This is a genomic window from Nocardia brasiliensis IFM 10847 (genome assembly GCF_000710915.1).
Lineage (GTDB): Bacteria > Actinomycetota > Actinomycetes > Mycobacteriales > Mycobacteriaceae > Nocardia > Nocardia brasiliensis_A.
In genome coordinates, this window is record NZ_BAUA01000104.1 from 45,231 (window position 1) to 59,831 (window position 14,601).

The following is a 14,601-nucleotide window of genomic DNA, read 5'->3' on the forward strand; positions in this document are numbered from 1 at the left end:
ACCGGACTGGTCCGGCGAAGTTGTCGGTGGGTCATGGCATTGTTCGGGTATGCGGAAGATCAGTGCGGGGGCGGCTCGGCGGATCGCGCTGGGCGCGCAGGGGTTCGCGGCGCGCAAGCCCGCCCGGACCACTCGCCGCGCGGTGCTCGGGGTGCTGGACAAAACGCAAGTGCTGCAACTGGATTCGGTATCGGCCGTGGTGCGTGCGCACTATGCGCCGGTGTTCAGCCGGATCGGCGCCTACGACCGGTCGCTGCTCGACGAGGCGGCCTGGCGCGACAGCGCGCGCCGCCCGCGGCGCCTGGTGGAGTACTGGGCGCACGAGGCGGCGCTGATCCCGGTCGAGGACTGGCCGCTGATGCGCTGGCGGATGGCGCAATTCGCGCGCGGCCGCTGGGCGGGCATGCGCCAGGTGGTCGACCGCAACCCCACGCTCGGGCGCGACATCCTGGACGTGATCCGTGAGGTCGGCGCGTGTACGGCGGGTGAGGTCGAACGGCACCTGGAACTCGACAAGCCTCGCGCCAAGGGCTCCTGGTGGAACCTCAGCGACACCAAGATGATCTGCGAGCAGTTGTTCGCGGCGGGGGAGCTCTCGGTGGGCAAGCGCGTCGCCTTCGCCCGGCACTACGACCTGACCGAGCGGGTGATCCCGCCGGATGTGCTGGCGCGCAACGTCTCCGAGGAGGACGCGATCCGGGAACTGGTACTGCGCGCGGCCACCGCGCACGGCATCGGCACCGAGACCGACCTGCGCGATTACTACCGCCTGCACCGCAAGCAGACCGAGCCCGCCATCACCGACCTGATCGACGCGGGCGAGCTGGCCGAGGTCGCGGTGGAAGGCTGGGACAAGCCCGGCTACCTGCGGGCCGGCACGCCGATGCCGCGCCGGATCGAAGGGTCGGCGCTGCTGTGCCCGTTCGATCCGCTGATCTTCTTCCGCCCGCGCACCGAGCGGCTCTTCGATTTCCACTATCGGATCGAGATCTACACTCCGGAACCCAAACGGGTACACGGCTATTACGTCTTCCCGTTCCTGTTGAACGGTGAGCTGGTCGGCCGGGTCGACCTGCGCGCCGAACGCGCGGCCGGGCGGCTGTCCGTCCCGGCCGCCTTCGCCGAGCCCGGCCACGACACCCCGGCGACCGCCTTCGCGCTCACCGAGGCGTTGCGCGATATGGCCGACTGGCTCGAGCTCGACAAGGTGGTCATCGGCGATCGAGGAAATCTCGCGCCGCTGCTCTAGCGAACAGGCTCAGGAGTCGCGCTTGGGGCCGTAGCCGCGCATCTGGTCGCGCAGCGCGCCGGAAACCGCGCTGGACAGCCAGGAATTGAGCGACTGGCCGCTCTGCGCGGCGGCCTCCTCGGCGCGGGACTTCATCTGTTCGACGAGGCGCAGCGTGACGCGGCTGATATCGCCGGTCATCTCCTCGAAGCTCGGATGCTCGTCGGCGGATGACGTCTTGCGCAGGTCGACCTTGGCGTCGGTGCCGTCGAAGGACAGGTGCACGCTGCGATCGCCCAGTTCGGTGCTGATCTCGGCGGCGAGGTCGGACAGGGCGGCAAGCAACACCAGCCGCGCCGAACTCTCCGTCGCCGCGGCCAACGCCGCCGCGGTGGCCTGGGTTTTCTCGTCGCCGAGGGCGGCGGCCGCGACCAGGTCCGTGCGCAGGCGAGCGGTGTACTTGTTCAGATCCATGACATCAGTGTGACGCCATATGTGATGTCCGGCAAGGACAAGAATGGCATCACCATGACGGAATAGGGGCGGGATCACCCGACAGGCCGGTCAGTTCGGAGACGACGGTGTCGAGGGCGTTATCCCGACCGGGTAGCCTTTCTGACCATGACGAACGGTAATTCGACGCAAACCGAGCTGAGTGCGTCCGGCACAGTTGGTGTCGCGATGGTGACTCCCTTCAGTGCCGACGGCAAGCTCGACGTCGATGCCGGAGTCGCCCTCGCGTCACACCTGATCGATCGCGGTGTCGATCTGCTCGCGATCTCCGGGACCACGGGCGAATCACCGACCACCACCGAATCGGAGAAGGCGGATCTGCTGCGCGCCGTCGTCGACGCGGTCGGCACGCGCGCCACCGTGATCGCGGGCGCGGGCACCTACGACACCGCCCACTCGATCGAGTTGGCGCGCAACGCGCAACGGGCCGGCGCCCACGGCCTGCTCGTGGTCACGCCCTATTACTCGCGTCCCTCGCAGGAGGGTCTGCTCGCGCACTTCACCGCGGTCGCCGATGCCACCGACCTGCCGGTCACCCTGTACGACATTCCGCCGCGCTCGGTGGTGCCGATCGCCACGGACACCCTGCGCCGCCTGGCCGAGCATCCGCGGATCGTCGCGGTGAAGGACGCCAAGGGCGATATCAATGCGGGCGCCGACCTCATCGCGAACACCGGCCTGGCCTTCTACTCCGGCGACGACACGCTGAACCTGCCCTGGCTCTCGGTCGGCGCGACCGGATTCATCAGCGTCATCGGGCATCTGGTGCCCGAGCGGCTGCGCGAGCTGCTGACCGCCTACACCGCCGGTGACGTGGTGCGCGCCCGCGATATCAACGCGAGCCTGGTGCCGTTGAACGCCGCGATGTTCCGCCTGGGCGGTGTCGCGATGAGCAAGGCAGGTCTGCACCTGCTCGGCATCGAGGTGGGTGAGCCACGGTTACCGCAATTGATGCCGTCACCGGAACAACTCGAGGTCCTGGCTGCTGATCTGCGGACGGCAGGGGTGCTGGCATGAGCGAACCGCTAGCTCGTCGTCCGCGTCGTACTGCCAGCCGGGCCGCCGGTGCGCCCGCGCCGGCGCCGCCGCCCGCTCCGGTCGAAAAGTCTGCTGCGGCACCGGAAGTCACCGAGGTGGTCGAGGTGACCGAGGTGGTCACCGAGAAGTCGGTGCGCACCGGCGACGCCGAACGGACCGAGCGCTCGGCCACCGTGCAGGCGAAGAAGTCCGCCCCGGCGAAGAAGGCAGCGCGCGCCGAGGCGCCGCAGCACAATCAGCAGGCCAAGAAGTCCGGTCGTGGCCGTCAGCAGTCCGGTCGCGGTCGCGGCGAACAGTCGGCGCCGCAGCAGGACCCGCGGGCCATCACGCCCGCGCACGACCGGCTCGGCACGCCGCCGAAGCTGCCGAAGAACGGCCTGCGCGTCTTCGCGCTGGGCGGGATCGGCGAAATCGGGCGCAACATGACCGTTTTCGAGTACGGCGGCAAGCTGCTCATCGTCGACTGCGGTGTGCTGTTCCCGGAGGATCAGCAGCCCGGTGTCGACCTGATCCTGCCCGATTTCCGGCCCATCGAGCATCGGATGGCCGATGTGGTGGCCGTGGTGCTCACGCACGGCCACGAGGATCACATCGGCGCGGTGCCGTTCCTGCTGCGGCTGCGCTCCGATATTCCGGTGGTCGGCTCCAAGTTCACCCTCGCACTGGTCGCGGCCAAGTGCCGGGAGCACCGGCAGCAGCCGAAGCTGGTCGAGGTCGTCGAGGGCCAGCACACCGATCACGGACCGTTCGCCTGTGAGTTCTTCGCCGTGAACCACTCCATCCCGGACGCGCTGGCCGTGGCCATCCGCACGCCGGCGGGGGTGGCGTTGCACACCGGCGATATCAAGCTCGACCAGCTGCCGCTCGACGGCAGGCTCACCGACCTGGCCGGGTTCTCCCGGCTCGGGGACGAGGGCGTCGATTTGTTCCTGGTGGACTCCACCAATGCCGAGGTGCCCGGCTTCGTCACGCCGGAACGCGAGATCGGCGGCGTGCTCGACACGGTGATCGGCAAGGCGCGCAACCGGGTGATCGTCGCGTCCTTCGCCAGCCACGTGCACCGCATCCAGCAGGTGGTCGACGTCGCGCAGAAGTACGGCAGGCGGGTGTGTTTCGTCGGCCGCTCGATGGTCCGCAACATGCAGATCGCGCAGGATCTGGGCTATCTGACCGTGCCGGACAACATCGTCGTGGAGCTCGACCAGGCCGCGACGCTGCCCGGCGACCGGCTGGTGCTGATCTCCACCGGTTCGCAGGGCGAGCCGCTCTCGGCGCTGTCCCGGATGGCGCGCGGCGATCACCGCCAGATCAACATCCGCGAGGACGACCTGGTGGTGCTGGCCTCCTCGCTCATCCCGGGCAACGAGAACTCGGTGTTCGCCGTGGTCAACGGCCTGGCCAGGCTGGGCGCCACGGTGATCACGCAGCAGAACGCCAAGGTGCACGTGTCCGGGCACGCCTCCGCCGGCGAGCTGCTCTACCTGTACAACGCGGTGCGGCCGACGAACGCCATGCCGGTGCACGGCGAATGGCGGCATCTGCGCGCCAACGCCGCGCTCGCCATCGCGACCGGGGTACCGGAGGATCGGGTCATGCTCGCCGAGGACGGCGTGGTGGTGGACCTGGTCGACGGCATCGCGAGCATCGTCGGGCGGGTACCGGTCGGGCACGTGTACGTCGACGGCCTGTCGGTCGGCGATGTCGGCGAGTCGACGCTCTCCGATCGCCTGGTGCTCGGCGAGGGCGGGTTCATCTCGATCACCGTCGCGATCGACGAGACCACCGGCAAGGCGGTCAGCCCGCCTGAACTCAGTGGTCGCGGCTTCTCCGACGATCCGACCGCGCTGTCGGACGCGGCCCAACTCGTCGAGGCCGAGCTGTTGCGCCTGGCGACCGAGGGCGTCACCGATACGCATCGGATCGCGCAGAGCGTACGGCGCGTGGTCGGGCGCTGGGTGGCCGACACCTACCGCCGCCGCCCGATGATCGTGCCGACCGTCATCGGCGTCTGACCCGGACACGCGAAAGCGCCGGTTGCCTTGGCAACCGGCGCTTTTCGTCGTGACTCAGTTCATCCCTGGGACCAGCTCATTCCTGGCACGCCGCGGATTCGATCTTCGCGCTCTTGACGATGTTGCACGCGAAGGTGTGGTCGACCTTCCATTCGCCGCCTTCGGAGACGAACGAGATGAATGCGTTGTCGACCGGCGAGCCGCCGATGGTGACCTTCGCGTCGGCCTTCACCTTGCCGTCCTGCGGTTCCTGAACGTTGGTGACCTCGACCTTGACGTCCTGCTTCTTGGCGGCGTCGACCAGGTTGGCGACCAGGTACGGATCCTGCTCGGCGGCCTGGATCCAGCTGATCTTCTCCTTGTTCGGCACAGCGGGATCGAACGCCTTGGCGAGCCGGTCGTTGAGCTGCTGCACCGACGGCTTGGCCAGGGCGGGCGAGGACGGCGTGGTCGGTGCGGAGCCGGTCTCCTTCTCACCCTTGTCGCTGCCGCCCTGTAGTTCCCCCGGCTGCGTGTCGGCGTTGGCGCTGGTGCTCGGCGACGCGTCCTTCTTGTCGTCGTTGCCCGAGGCGCAGGCGGTGAGCGTGCACGCGGCGGCGGTCAGCACGACGGCCACGGCGGTGCGGAAAGTGCGATGCTTCACTGTGTTTCCCCTGAATCAGCCGTGGTTGGACGTGCAGTTCCAGTGCACGATGTAGGCGTCGGAGTTGTTGTAGGACAAAGCCTTGCTCTGTGCGGACCGGCGCGAGGCGGCGTACGCCCAGCTGTAATTGCCGGTCCGGTTCGAGTACGCCACGGCCCCACACCCATTGGCGAACCACACCACGGTCTCGCAGTCGCTCGCTCCGCAGCTGCGTACCGCCCGCGCCTGCGCGGACGAGGAATCCGGGTAGTCGTAGGAGTACCCGATCAACCCGGTCGACGTCGACAACGCGATCGCACCGTAGTTGTACGGCTTGGCTTGCGCGGCGGGTGCGCTGATAGCCAGCGCGCAACCTGTCGCCGCGATCACGGCCGCACCAGTAAGAAACTTCTTCACAGGGAATTTGCCCTTCTTCGTTTCAAGAGTCCACGACCCGATGGACCGAGTGACAAGGTACATAGCGAACACTCATTGCGCTACCCAAGAATTCGGGGGTTCGCGTGTCCCAAATCAGAAATAGGTCCGATTCGCAATGGGCGGGGTCTCGGCCGTGGGGCGTGGTCGGTATGTTCAGCGGATGAGCATGGCGCAGCGCGAACGGCAGCAGCTGGTGCAGGCGATGGCGGCGGCCGGGCCGGAGGCGCCGACGCTGTGCGGCACGTGGACGGTGCGCGACCTCGCCGCGCACCTTGTGGTGCGCGAGCGCAGGCCGGACGCGGCGCCGGGCATCCTGCTGAAACCGTTGGCCGGGTATCTCGAAGGGGTGCAGGCGAAAGCGGCCCGCAAACCATTCCCCGAGCTGCTCGACGAGGTGCGCACCGGCCCGCCGTGGTGGTCGCCGCTGCGTCCGGTGGACGCGATCGCGAACCTGTCCGAGATGTTCGTGCACCACGAGGACGTGCGCCGCGGCGCACCCGGCTGGGCGCCGCGCGAGCTGCCCGCCGCCGATGAGGCCGCGCTCTGGGCGCTGGTGCGCCGCATGGCCGTCCGGTCCTATCGCAAGGCGCCGGTGCGGGTCGTGCTCGCCACGCCGGACGGCGAGCGGGCGACCGCCGGTGCGAAATCGGGCGGCGAGGTGACGTTGACCGGCAAACCGTCGGAACTGCTGCTGCACGCGTTCGGACGGGACGAGGTTCGATTGGCGACGACCGGCGAGCCGGAGGCGGTACGCGCCGTGCTGGGTTTGGACCGTTCCATCTGATCGGACCGCTCGTCCGACACGCGGAAGCGGGCGCTGAGCGGGGGTTGTGTCCGGCCGTCCGCCATCGCCGCCGACCTGGGCATCCGCACAGTTACGTGCCGTTGTGGCGTGGGGTACCAGTGTTGCGGATGGTCTGGATGGGGCGTTTGCGGCTAGCCTTGACCCATGGCAGGTAAGTCCCGCAGCACCACGACTACTCGGGCGCGGGCGGGATCGGCGCGGGGCAGGACCACCACGGCACGGTCCCGTTCGGCGACACCCCGCGCCGCGGCGGCGCCGCGCGGGCGCAGGCAACCCGCCCGCCGCCCGGTCCGGCGCGCGTCCAACACGGCCCCGCTCGCGGTGTTCAGCCGGGGGATCAGCAGTGGGTGGAACATGCTCGCGCGCGGCCTCGGCGCCACCACCAGGGCGGTCAGCCGGGCGGGCGAGATCGAGCACGGGCACCGTCGCGACGGCGTCGCACTGGCGTTGATCGCGTTGAGCGCGGTGATCGCCGCCGCGGTGTGGTTGTCCGCAGGCGGCCCGGTGGGACACTGGGTCGGCGAGGCCATCCGTGCGGTTTCCGGGTCGGCGTCGGCGGGGCTGCCGTTCGTGGCGACCGCGATCGCCGTCGTACTCATGCGCACCGAACCGCGTCCGGAGATCCGGCCGCGACTGGTGCTCGGCGGGCTGCTGGTCGGCCTGCCGGTGCTCGGACTGTGGCACGTCATCGCCGGCGCCCCGACGGATCCGCACGGACGCGCGCACGCCGCGGGTTTCGTCGGCTTCGTGGTCGGCGGCCCGCTCACCGACGGGCTCACCGCCTGGCTTTCTGTGCCGATCCTGTTGCTGGCCATCGTGTTCGGTGTGCTGCTGCTCACCGGGACCACGGTCCGCGAGGTGCCCGCCAAATTGCGCGAGTACTTCGGCACCGGCAGCGGCGGCGACGAATACGGGGAGTACGACGGCGAATACGACCCCGCGAAGTACGACGCGGACGGCTTCCCGCTGCACTCGACCCGATCCAAGCGCCGCGGCCGCACACCCGCCGAGAACTATCCCGCCGACGAGTTCGGTGACGGCGACGCGGTGACCGAGGTGCTCGGCGAACCCCCGCTGCGCGACGCGAAGCCGATCGTCACCGAAGAGCCGCCCGCGCCGCCGAAGCCGAAGAAGCAGCGCCCGGCCAAGGTGGTCGAGGTCGAGGATCAGACCCCGCCGCCGCCGAAACAACTGGAGTTCGTCACCGACCGCGAGGTCGAGGGCGATTACACACTGCCGCCGCTCAGCCTGCTGACCGACGGCGATCCGCCCAAAAAGCGCAGTGCCGCCAACGAATCGATGATCGAGGCGATCACCGAGGTGCTGGTGCAGTTCAAGATCGACGCGGCGGTCACCGGCTTCGTCCGCGGCCCGACCGTCACCCGCTACGAGGTCGAGCTCGGCCCGGGCGTGAAGGTCGAGAAGATCACCGCGCTGGCCCGCAACATCGCCTATGCCGTTGCCACGGAGAACGTTCGGCTGCTCGCGCCGATCCCCGGCAAGTCCGCGGTCGGCATCGAGGTGCCCAACGCCGACCGGGAGCTGGTCCGCCTCGCCGACGTGCTCAAGGCGCCCTCGACCCGAAACGACCACCACCCCCTGGTGATCGGCCTCGGCAAGAACATCGAGGGCGACTATCTCGCGGCGAACCTGGCCAAGATGCCGCATCTGCTGGTGGCCGGTTCCACCGGCTCGGGTAAGTCCAGCTTCGTGAACTCGATGCTGGTCTCGCTGCTGCACCGGGCCACGCCGGAGGAGGTCAGGATGATCCTGATCGACCCGAAGATGGTGGAACTCACCCCGTACGAGGGCATTCCGCACCTGATCACGCCCATCATCACCCAGCCGAAGAAGGCCGCCGCCGCGCTGGCCTGGCTGGTGGAGGAGATGGAGCAGCGCTATCAGGACATGCAGGCCAACAAGGTTCGCCACATCGACGACTTCAACAAGAAGGTGAAGTCGGGCGCGATCACCGCCCCGCTCGGTAGCGAACGGGTGTACCGGCCCTACCCGTACATCCTCGCCATCGTCGACGAGCTGGCCGACCTGATGATGACCGCGCCGCGCGACGTCGAGGACGCGATCGTGCGGATCACCCAAAAGGCCCGTGCCGCAGGCATTCACCTGGTGCTGGCCACCCAGCGCCCCTCGGTCGACGTGGTCACCGGCCTGATCAAGACCAACGTGCCGTCCCGATTGGCCTTCGCCACTTCGTCTTTGACGGACTCGCGGGTCATCCTGGACCAGCCGGGCGCGGAGAAGCTGATCGGCATGGGCGACGGCCTGTTCCTGCCGATGGGCGCGAACAAGCCCACCCGCCTGCAGGGCGCGTTCATCAGCGACGAGGAGATCCACGCCGTCGTCGATTTCGCCAAGAACCAGGCCGAACCCGAATACCAGGACGGCGTCACCGCCGCGAAGGCGGGCGAGAAGAAGGACGTCGATCCCGATATCGGCGACGACCTGGAGGTCTTCATCCAGGCGGTGGAACTGGTCGTCACCTCACAGTTCGGCTCCACCTCGATGTTGCAGCGCAAGCTGCGCGTCGGCTTCGCCAAGGCGGGGCGCCTGATGGACCTGATGGAAACCCGCGGTGTCGTGGGGCCCAGCGAAGGTTCCAAGGCGCGCGACGTGCTGATCAAGCCGGACGAGTTGGACGGCCTGCTGTGGACCATTCGCGGGGGTGGCGACGAGCCGCCACCGGACGAGGACGCCGGCTGAAATTCGGTTGAGGTTTGCGGCCACGTCGGTACCGTCGAGCAGCATGGTGTCCGATGACGTGGCCGTGGACCCGTCCGCGGATCCCTGGAGCGCGCACGACGCGACCGTGGCCGCGACCGGTTTCTGGGCGATGGCCCGGCAGCTGCCCACGACCTTCGCCCAGGTGCTGCGTGAGTGCTGGCAGGTGAGCAGGCTCGACACCGCTGCGCTGGTGGTGAGCAGCCTGCTCGCCGAGATCGGCACGGCGGTCGGCCTTTTGGCCACCACCGCAGTGCTCGAACGCTTGCTCGCGACGGGACCGACGCCCGACCGGGTCCGCGCCGCGGCGCCCGCGCTGCTGCTGATCACCGCGATGCTGCTGCTCCGTGGTGGCCTGCGCGAGGTGGCGACCTGGGTGAAGTCGCGGATCGACCCGCAGCTGCGCCGTAGTTTGCGCACCCGGCTGCTGCGCTTGACGACCGACGTCGAATTGGTGGCTTTCGACGACGACGTCTTCCAGAACACGCTGCACCGCATCCGAGAGCGCGCCCCGCACGCGGTCTCGGGGCTGGTCGACGGCGTCTTGCGCCTGATCTCCGGGGTGATCGGCGTCGTCATGGTGACGGGTGTGCTGGGTGTGCTGCACCCGATCCTGGTGCCGCTGTTGGTGATCGCGCTCGTCCCCACCTGGTGGGCGGCCGTACGCGGGGCCCGAATGGGCTACGAGATGTATGCCGCGACCAGCGGCGCCGAACGCCGGATGGAGACTTTGACCGATCTGATGGCGGATCGTCTCCCCGCCGCCGAGATCCGGGCCTACACCATGCGGACGTTCCTGCTCGCGGAATTCGACCGCCTTGCCCATTTCGTGCAGGGCAAGGCTTTACGGCTCGAACGTGCACAGGCGGGCGTTCGCGCGCTCGGGGCGACCCTCGCCGGGCTCGCGATGGGCGTGGTGTATCTGGCGCTCGGCCTGCTGCTCTTCGCGGCCGTACTGCCGCTGGCCGTGGCGGGCACCGCGGTGGTCGCCCTGCGCACCGCGACGACGGCCCTGCGCGAGCTGGTCGAGAGCATGAACTGGAGTTACGAGAACGCGCTGTTCTACCGGGATTACCTCGACTTCTGCGCCGAAGCGCAACGGCGACAGGAACGTCGCGGTGGGACGGCGGTGGGTGCGGACGTGGACCGCATCGTTGCCAGGGACCTCACGTTCACCTACCCGAATGCCGAGCAGCCTGCCTTGCGCGGGCTCAGCATGCATATCGAACCCGGCGAGATCATCGCCATCGTGGGTGAGAACGGTTCCGGCAAAACGACACTCGCCAAGATTCTCAGCGGCCTGTACCAACCCGACTCCGGCACCGTCACTTACGGCGGCGTGCGCCTGCAGGACATCGATCTGCGGCTGCTGCGGGACCGAATCGCGGTGGTGGCGCAGAACTTCACGCACTGGCCCTTCTCGGCGCGGCAGAACATCACCATCGGCCGCCACGATCATCCGGAGTCGGCGGCCGCGTTCGACGCGGCGGCGCATGCCGCCGGGGCCGATGCGGTGCTGGCCGGTCTGTCCAGTGGGCCGGACACCTTGCTCGATCCCACCTATCAGGGTGGCGTCGAGCTGTCCGGCGGGCAGTGGCAGCGCATCGCGGTGGCGCGCGGCCTGTACCGGGACGCGCCGCTGCTGATCTGCGACGAACCGACCGCGGCCTTGGACGCGCGCACCGAGCACGCCGTCTTCGAGACGATCCGCACGCACGCCGCGCAGCGCACGGTCGTGCTCATCACGCATCGGCTCGCCAGCGTGCGCTACGCCGATCGAATCTATGTCCTCGAGCGCGGCCGGGTGGCAGAGCACGGCAACCACGACGAACTCATGGCCCGCGATGGCCTCTACCACGAGTTCTATTCTTTGCAGGCGCAGGCCTACCAAGCGCCGGAGGCAGTGGAGTAGCGACGGATCGGACGGTGGCCTGCTGATCGGCGCTACGGCTGGTTCGTGCGTTCGGCGGTGCGCACCCGCTCGCGCCAGGTGCGGTTCTTTGCGCGGTTGCCGCAGTTGGTCATATCGCACCAGCGGCGCGAGCGGTTGCGGGAGGTGTCGAAATACGCCCAGCGGCAGTCTCGGGCCGCGCAGGATTTGAGCCGGGCCCAGTCGCCCGCGGCGCGCGCGGTGAGATAGGTCTGCGCGATTTCGGCGATGACATCGCGGGCCGGGGCCGTGTCGGCAGCGCACAGCTGCGGTCCCCGGCGCTCGTCGCCGAGCGTGACGACCACCGGTACGGACGCCAATATCGTTGCCGCACCGCGTAATACCTCGGCATCGGGGTCCTGCGCGTTGTTCGCCGCAGCCAGCTCACGCAGGCCTTCGCGCAGCTCCCGCAACGCCAGCAGCTCATTCGGCGTGACAGACAGTTCCGCGCTGTCGCGGCCGAGCCAGCCGGCGAGCCAGCCCGGTGCGCGCTCGTCGGTCAGCACGTCGTCTCCGTCGGGGCAGTGCCGCGTATTGATGAACGCCACCAGCCGTTCCGCCGTCTCGGGCGGACCTTCCATCGCCATGAGACCAGTGTACCCACTTGACTGGTCACGGTGAGCCGAGCCACAATGACCAGTGTTCCGATTTAGACGGTCACTTTCCGGATCGCGGAACTACCGTATTACCGAAAGCAGGGAGCATGACATGTCCACCATCACCCGGACCTCGACGCTCGATCGAGTAACCGCACTGCCGCAGCTAGGTGCGGCGATCAGCCGCTACGGCCTCGCGCTGGTCATCCTCTGGATCGGTGCGATGAAGTTCTTTTCCTTTGAGGCACAAGGCATTCAACCGCTCATCGCGAGTTCACCGCTGATGTCCTGGCTCTACGATTTCCTCAGCGTCGACGCGCTTTCTGCGGTGATCGGCGTGGTCGAGGTGGTGATCGGACTCCTGATCGTCGCCTGGCGGTTCGCGCCACGCGCGGCCTTGCTCGGCAGCCTGGGCGCCGTGCTCCTGTTCCTGACCACCCTGAGCTTCATGCTCACCAGCCCCGGCGTCTGGCAGCCCGGCTACGGCTTCCCGTTCCTCGGCGCGGGCGGCGGCTTCCTGCTGAAGGACCTGGTGCTGCTCGGCGTCTCGGTGCTCACCGCGGGCGAAGCCCTGGCCCTGGTGCGCGCGCGGCGCGGGTGAGCAGCAGCCGGGTCCGCCCGCCGCCGCGCACATGTTGTTGCCCTGCGCGCGTGTCGCTCAACAGACATGTGCGCGGGGCAATGACAGCTGCGCGGCAGCCGACAGCGGCGTCGTTCCCTCGACGAGATTCGAACTCGCACCTTCCCGGAATCTAGGTCCGGTGCCTCTACCGATTGGGCTACGAGGGATTGTTTCGGACAACGAAAAAGGGGTCGCTCCTTGGCGATTGCCGCGGAGCGACCCCTTCGACGGGTCTGGGTAGACACGGTCAGGGGCGACTCCGCGTGCTCGTGCACCGAGTGGTGCCGGCGACGGCCGATAGCGCGGCGAAGGCACTCGGCAGCCAGGTTGCGCTTAGCGACGGGCGTCGCTGCGGCATCCAGGTCACGGTCGTTCGCCTTCCGTTCGGGTCACTGTGTCTTGTGTTGACGCTAACATCCGGATTTCGTGTTGGGAACCGGTTTTCGTGGTCAGAAGGTGCGGTTGGACTCGCGAGAAATCTGGAACCCGGTGCCGGCCGTATCGTTCGTGCAGGTCACTCCGGCTTCGGTGGAGTCACAGGTGAACGAGCCGACGGTAAGCATTGCACCATATGGAAGTACCCGGCCGCCGCCCCGGGTGCCGCCATCGATGGGCTCGCCGACGAACACGCCCTGATTCAGGCACAGCGGCTCGGCTTTCGCCCCGACCGCCAGCGCGCCCGCGTACTTGTCCTTGGCCCAGCAGTCCCGGTATTGCGCCGGTGCCGGATTCGTCGGTCCCTGGCAGCCGGCCTGGGCGTTGTCCGAGATCGGCTGATCCAGGATCGCGCAGAGGAACGACCCGCTCGGCGTCTGGAAGTAGTACCCCGACTGCTGCCGATACTGGGCCGGGTCGACCTGGCCCGGAGCGGGCGGCCGAGTCGCGCTCGGCGGGGCCTCGGTGGTCGGTGCGGCCGACGGGGCCGCGGACGAACTCGGTGCGGCCGAACTGGTCGCCGCGGACTGCGGGGCGGACGTGCCGGACGGCGCGCCCGAACTCTTGTCGTCGTCGCCACACCCGGCCAGCAACGCCAGCGCGATAGTGCAGGGCACCACTGCGATACGAGCTCCTCGGATTTGCATGACGGCATTGTGGCCTGTGCCGCCCGCGCCGGCCGCCGGGACGCGCCGTCACCCGGCGCGCGTGATCACGCCTGGTCGTCGGCCCAGATCGGCTGCGCCCGATCAGTTCTTGCGCGCCTGCAACGTGTAGCTCAGCGGCACTCGCTCCTGATGTTCGGTGAGCCGCCACTCGCCGCCGTCCCCGAGCGTCATCAGCCCGGGCAGCGCCTCCCACGGCACAGTGCGGTGCTCGACCAGTCCGGTGATCGTCAGATCGGCGGCCAGCAGCGCGGTCACGATGTCGCCCAGGCCGTGGTTCCACTCGTGCGTGGTGATCTGCTCGAATTCCGCGGTGGTGTCGACGTAGGTGCCGCCGTCGGAAAACACCATCGGCTCCGGTGTTTCGAAGTACGGGTAGCCGACAACCAGCCGGTCCGTGTGGTTTTCGTCCAACGACCACAGCATCGGATGGCCTTCGCGCAGGAACAGCCGTCCGCCGGGGCGCAGCAGTCCCGCGACGGTTTCCGCCCAGCGGCCCACGCTCGGCAACCAGCACAGCGCACCGATGCCGGTGTAGACCAGGTCGAATTGCGCTGCGCCCAGGGCGGTTACCGCGTCGTACACGTTCGATTCTACGAAATCGACTCCGGCACTTGTTGTTTCGTTGAGCGCCCGAGCTTCCGCGAGCGAGGCGGGGGAGAAGTCGAGTCCGGTCATCCTCGCGCCGAGCCGGGCCAGTGAGATCGTGTCGGTGCCGATATGGCATTGCAGGTGCACGCCGCGGCAGCCGGCGATATCGCCCAGCAGTGGCAGGTCGAACCGCACCACGTCGCTGAGGAAGCCGGGCTCGGTGCGGAACCGGTCCACCGCGTAGTCGCGCGAGGCGGCGTGCGCGGGCGCGCGTTCGTCCCAGTTCGCCTTGTTCAGCAGCAGGTAGTCGTCGGTCACGGAGGTCACTGTGGCACGGGCGCGCGGTTGCCCGCATGTGAAATTATGG

13 protein-coding genes and 1 tRNA gene are annotated in these 14,601 nt (G+C 68.5%); 7 read left to right on the top strand and 7 right to left on the bottom strand.

Annotation, left to right across the window (positions count from 1 at the left end; genetic code table 11):
• Positions 1-49 precede the first annotated feature (49 nt).
• Positions 50-1,249, top strand: a complete 1,200-nt coding sequence (locus NBRGI_RS22055; RefSeq protein WP_029899156.1) for a winged helix-turn-helix domain-containing protein — start codon at positions 50-52, stop codon at positions 1,247-1,249.
• A 9-nt stretch (positions 1,250-1,258) separates the two neighbouring features.
• On the opposite strand, the gene NBRGI_RS22060 is transcribed toward NBRGI_RS22055, so the two are convergent.
• Positions 1,259-1,702 carry a hypothetical protein gene (locus NBRGI_RS22060; protein WP_029899157.1) on the bottom strand — a complete coding sequence of 148 codons (444 nt, stop codon included), beginning with the start codon at positions 1,700-1,702 and terminating at the stop codon, positions 1,259-1,261.
• A gap of 147 nt (positions 1,703-1,849) precedes the next feature.
• Between NBRGI_RS22060 and dapA the strand changes: the two genes are divergently transcribed.
• Together dapA and NBRGI_RS22070 are read left to right on the top strand one after the other, a co-directional pair.
• Positions 1,850-2,758: a 4-hydroxy-tetrahydrodipicolinate synthase gene (gene dapA / locus NBRGI_RS22065; protein WP_029899158.1), complete on the top strand. Its 909-nt coding sequence runs from the start codon at positions 1,850-1,852 to the stop codon at positions 2,756-2,758.
• Positions 2,755-4,791 carry a ribonuclease J gene (locus tag NBRGI_RS22070; RefSeq protein WP_029899159.1) on the top strand — a complete coding sequence of 679 codons (2,037 nt, stop codon included), beginning with the start codon at positions 2,755-2,757 and terminating at the stop codon, positions 4,789-4,791. The genes dapA and NBRGI_RS22070 overlap by 4 nt, the downstream gene beginning before the upstream one ends.
• 76 nt (positions 4,792-4,867) lie before the next feature.
• Here the strand turns inward: NBRGI_RS22070 and NBRGI_RS22075 are convergent, their stop codons facing one another.
• Both NBRGI_RS22075 and NBRGI_RS22080 read right to left on the bottom strand, forming a co-directional pair.
• Positions 4,868-5,434, bottom strand: a complete 567-nt coding sequence (locus NBRGI_RS22075) for a hypothetical protein (RefSeq protein WP_029899160.1) — start codon at positions 5,432-5,434, stop codon at positions 4,868-4,870.
• A gap of 15 nt (positions 5,435-5,449) precedes the next feature.
• Positions 5,450-5,803: a DUF4189 domain-containing protein gene (locus NBRGI_RS22080; RefSeq protein ID WP_014986857.1), complete on the bottom strand. Its 354-nt coding sequence runs from the start codon at positions 5,801-5,803 to the stop codon at positions 5,450-5,452.
• A 208-nt stretch (positions 5,804-6,011) separates the two neighbouring features.
• Between NBRGI_RS22080 and NBRGI_RS22085 the strand changes: the two genes are divergently transcribed.
• The 3 genes from NBRGI_RS22085 (at position 6,012) to NBRGI_RS22100 (ending at position 11,307) form a co-directional block, all read left to right on the top strand.
• Complete coding sequence (locus tag NBRGI_RS22085) at positions 6,012-6,635, top strand: TIGR03085 family metal-binding protein (RefSeq protein WP_029899162.1); 624 nt, start codon at positions 6,012-6,014, stop codon at positions 6,633-6,635.
• Positions 6,636-6,800: 165 nt separating this feature from the next.
• Entirely contained in the window at positions 6,801-9,377 is a 2,577-nt protein-coding gene (locus NBRGI_RS22095) for a DNA translocase FtsK (RefSeq protein ID WP_036560319.1), read from the top strand.
• Between the two features lie 43 nt (positions 9,378-9,420).
• Positions 9,421-11,307, top strand: coding sequence for an ABC transporter ATP-binding protein (locus NBRGI_RS22100; RefSeq protein ID WP_029899165.1), 1,887 nt, complete (start codon positions 9,421-9,423; stop codon positions 11,305-11,307).
• Positions 11,308-11,339: 32 nt separating this feature from the next.
• Here the strand turns inward: NBRGI_RS22100 and NBRGI_RS44085 are convergent, their stop codons facing one another.
• Positions 11,340-11,912, bottom strand: coding sequence for a CGNR zinc finger domain-containing protein (locus NBRGI_RS44085; protein ID WP_051727943.1), 573 nt, complete (start codon positions 11,910-11,912; stop codon positions 11,340-11,342).
• 121 nt (positions 11,913-12,033) lie between these two features.
• Between NBRGI_RS44085 and NBRGI_RS22110 the strand changes: the two genes are divergently transcribed.
• A complete protein-coding gene (locus tag NBRGI_RS22110; protein WP_029899167.1) occupies positions 12,034-12,522 on the top strand; it encodes a YkgB family protein in 489 nt (162 codons plus the stop codon).
• A gap of 113 nt (positions 12,523-12,635) precedes the next feature.
• Here the strand turns inward: NBRGI_RS22110 and NBRGI_RS22115 are convergent.
• From NBRGI_RS22115 to NBRGI_RS22125, 3 genes are all read right to left on the bottom strand, one after another.
• A tRNA-Leu gene (locus tag NBRGI_RS22115) sits at positions 12,636-12,710 on the bottom strand.
• 282 nt (positions 12,711-12,992) lie between these two features.
• A complete protein-coding gene (locus NBRGI_RS44090) occupies positions 12,993-13,625 on the bottom strand; it encodes a hypothetical protein (RefSeq protein WP_148310905.1) in 633 nt (210 codons plus the stop codon).
• A 102-nt stretch (positions 13,626-13,727) separates the two neighbouring features.
• Positions 13,728-14,552 carry a class I SAM-dependent methyltransferase gene (locus NBRGI_RS22125; RefSeq protein ID WP_029899169.1) on the bottom strand — a complete coding sequence of 275 codons (825 nt, stop codon included), beginning with the start codon at positions 14,550-14,552 and terminating at the stop codon, positions 13,728-13,730.
• Between the last annotated feature and the right edge of the window lie 49 nt (positions 14,553-14,601).

Coding starts and splice junctions, on each gene's coding strand:
- NBRGI_RS22055 (WP_029899156.1), top strand. CDS start 50: ATGCGGAAGATCAGTGCGGGGGCGGCTCGGCGGATCGCGCTGGGCGCG.
- NBRGI_RS22060 (WP_029899157.1), bottom strand. CDS start 1,702: ATGGATCTGAACAAGTACACCGCTCGCCTGCGCACGGACCTGGTCGCG.
- dapA (WP_029899158.1), top strand. CDS start 1,850: ATGACGAACGGTAATTCGACGCAAACCGAGCTGAGTGCGTCCGGCACA.
- NBRGI_RS22070 (WP_029899159.1), top strand. CDS start 2,755: ATGAGCGAACCGCTAGCTCGTCGTCCGCGTCGTACTGCCAGCCGGGCC.
- NBRGI_RS22085 (WP_029899162.1), top strand. CDS start 6,012: ATGAGCATGGCGCAGCGCGAACGGCAGCAGCTGGTGCAGGCGATGGCG.
- NBRGI_RS22095 (WP_036560319.1), top strand. CDS start 6,801: ATGGCAGGTAAGTCCCGCAGCACCACGACTACTCGGGCGCGGGCGGGA.
- NBRGI_RS22100 (WP_029899165.1), top strand. CDS start 9,421: ATGGTGTCCGATGACGTGGCCGTGGACCCGTCCGCGGATCCCTGGAGC.
- NBRGI_RS44085 (WP_051727943.1), bottom strand. CDS start 11,912: ATGGCGATGGAAGGTCCGCCCGAGACGGCGGAACGGCTGGTGGCGTTC.
- NBRGI_RS22110 (WP_029899167.1), top strand. CDS start 12,034: ATGTCCACCATCACCCGGACCTCGACGCTCGATCGAGTAACCGCACTG.
- NBRGI_RS44090 (WP_148310905.1), bottom strand. CDS start 13,625: ATGCAAATCCGAGGAGCTCGTATCGCAGTGGTGCCCTGCACTATCGCG.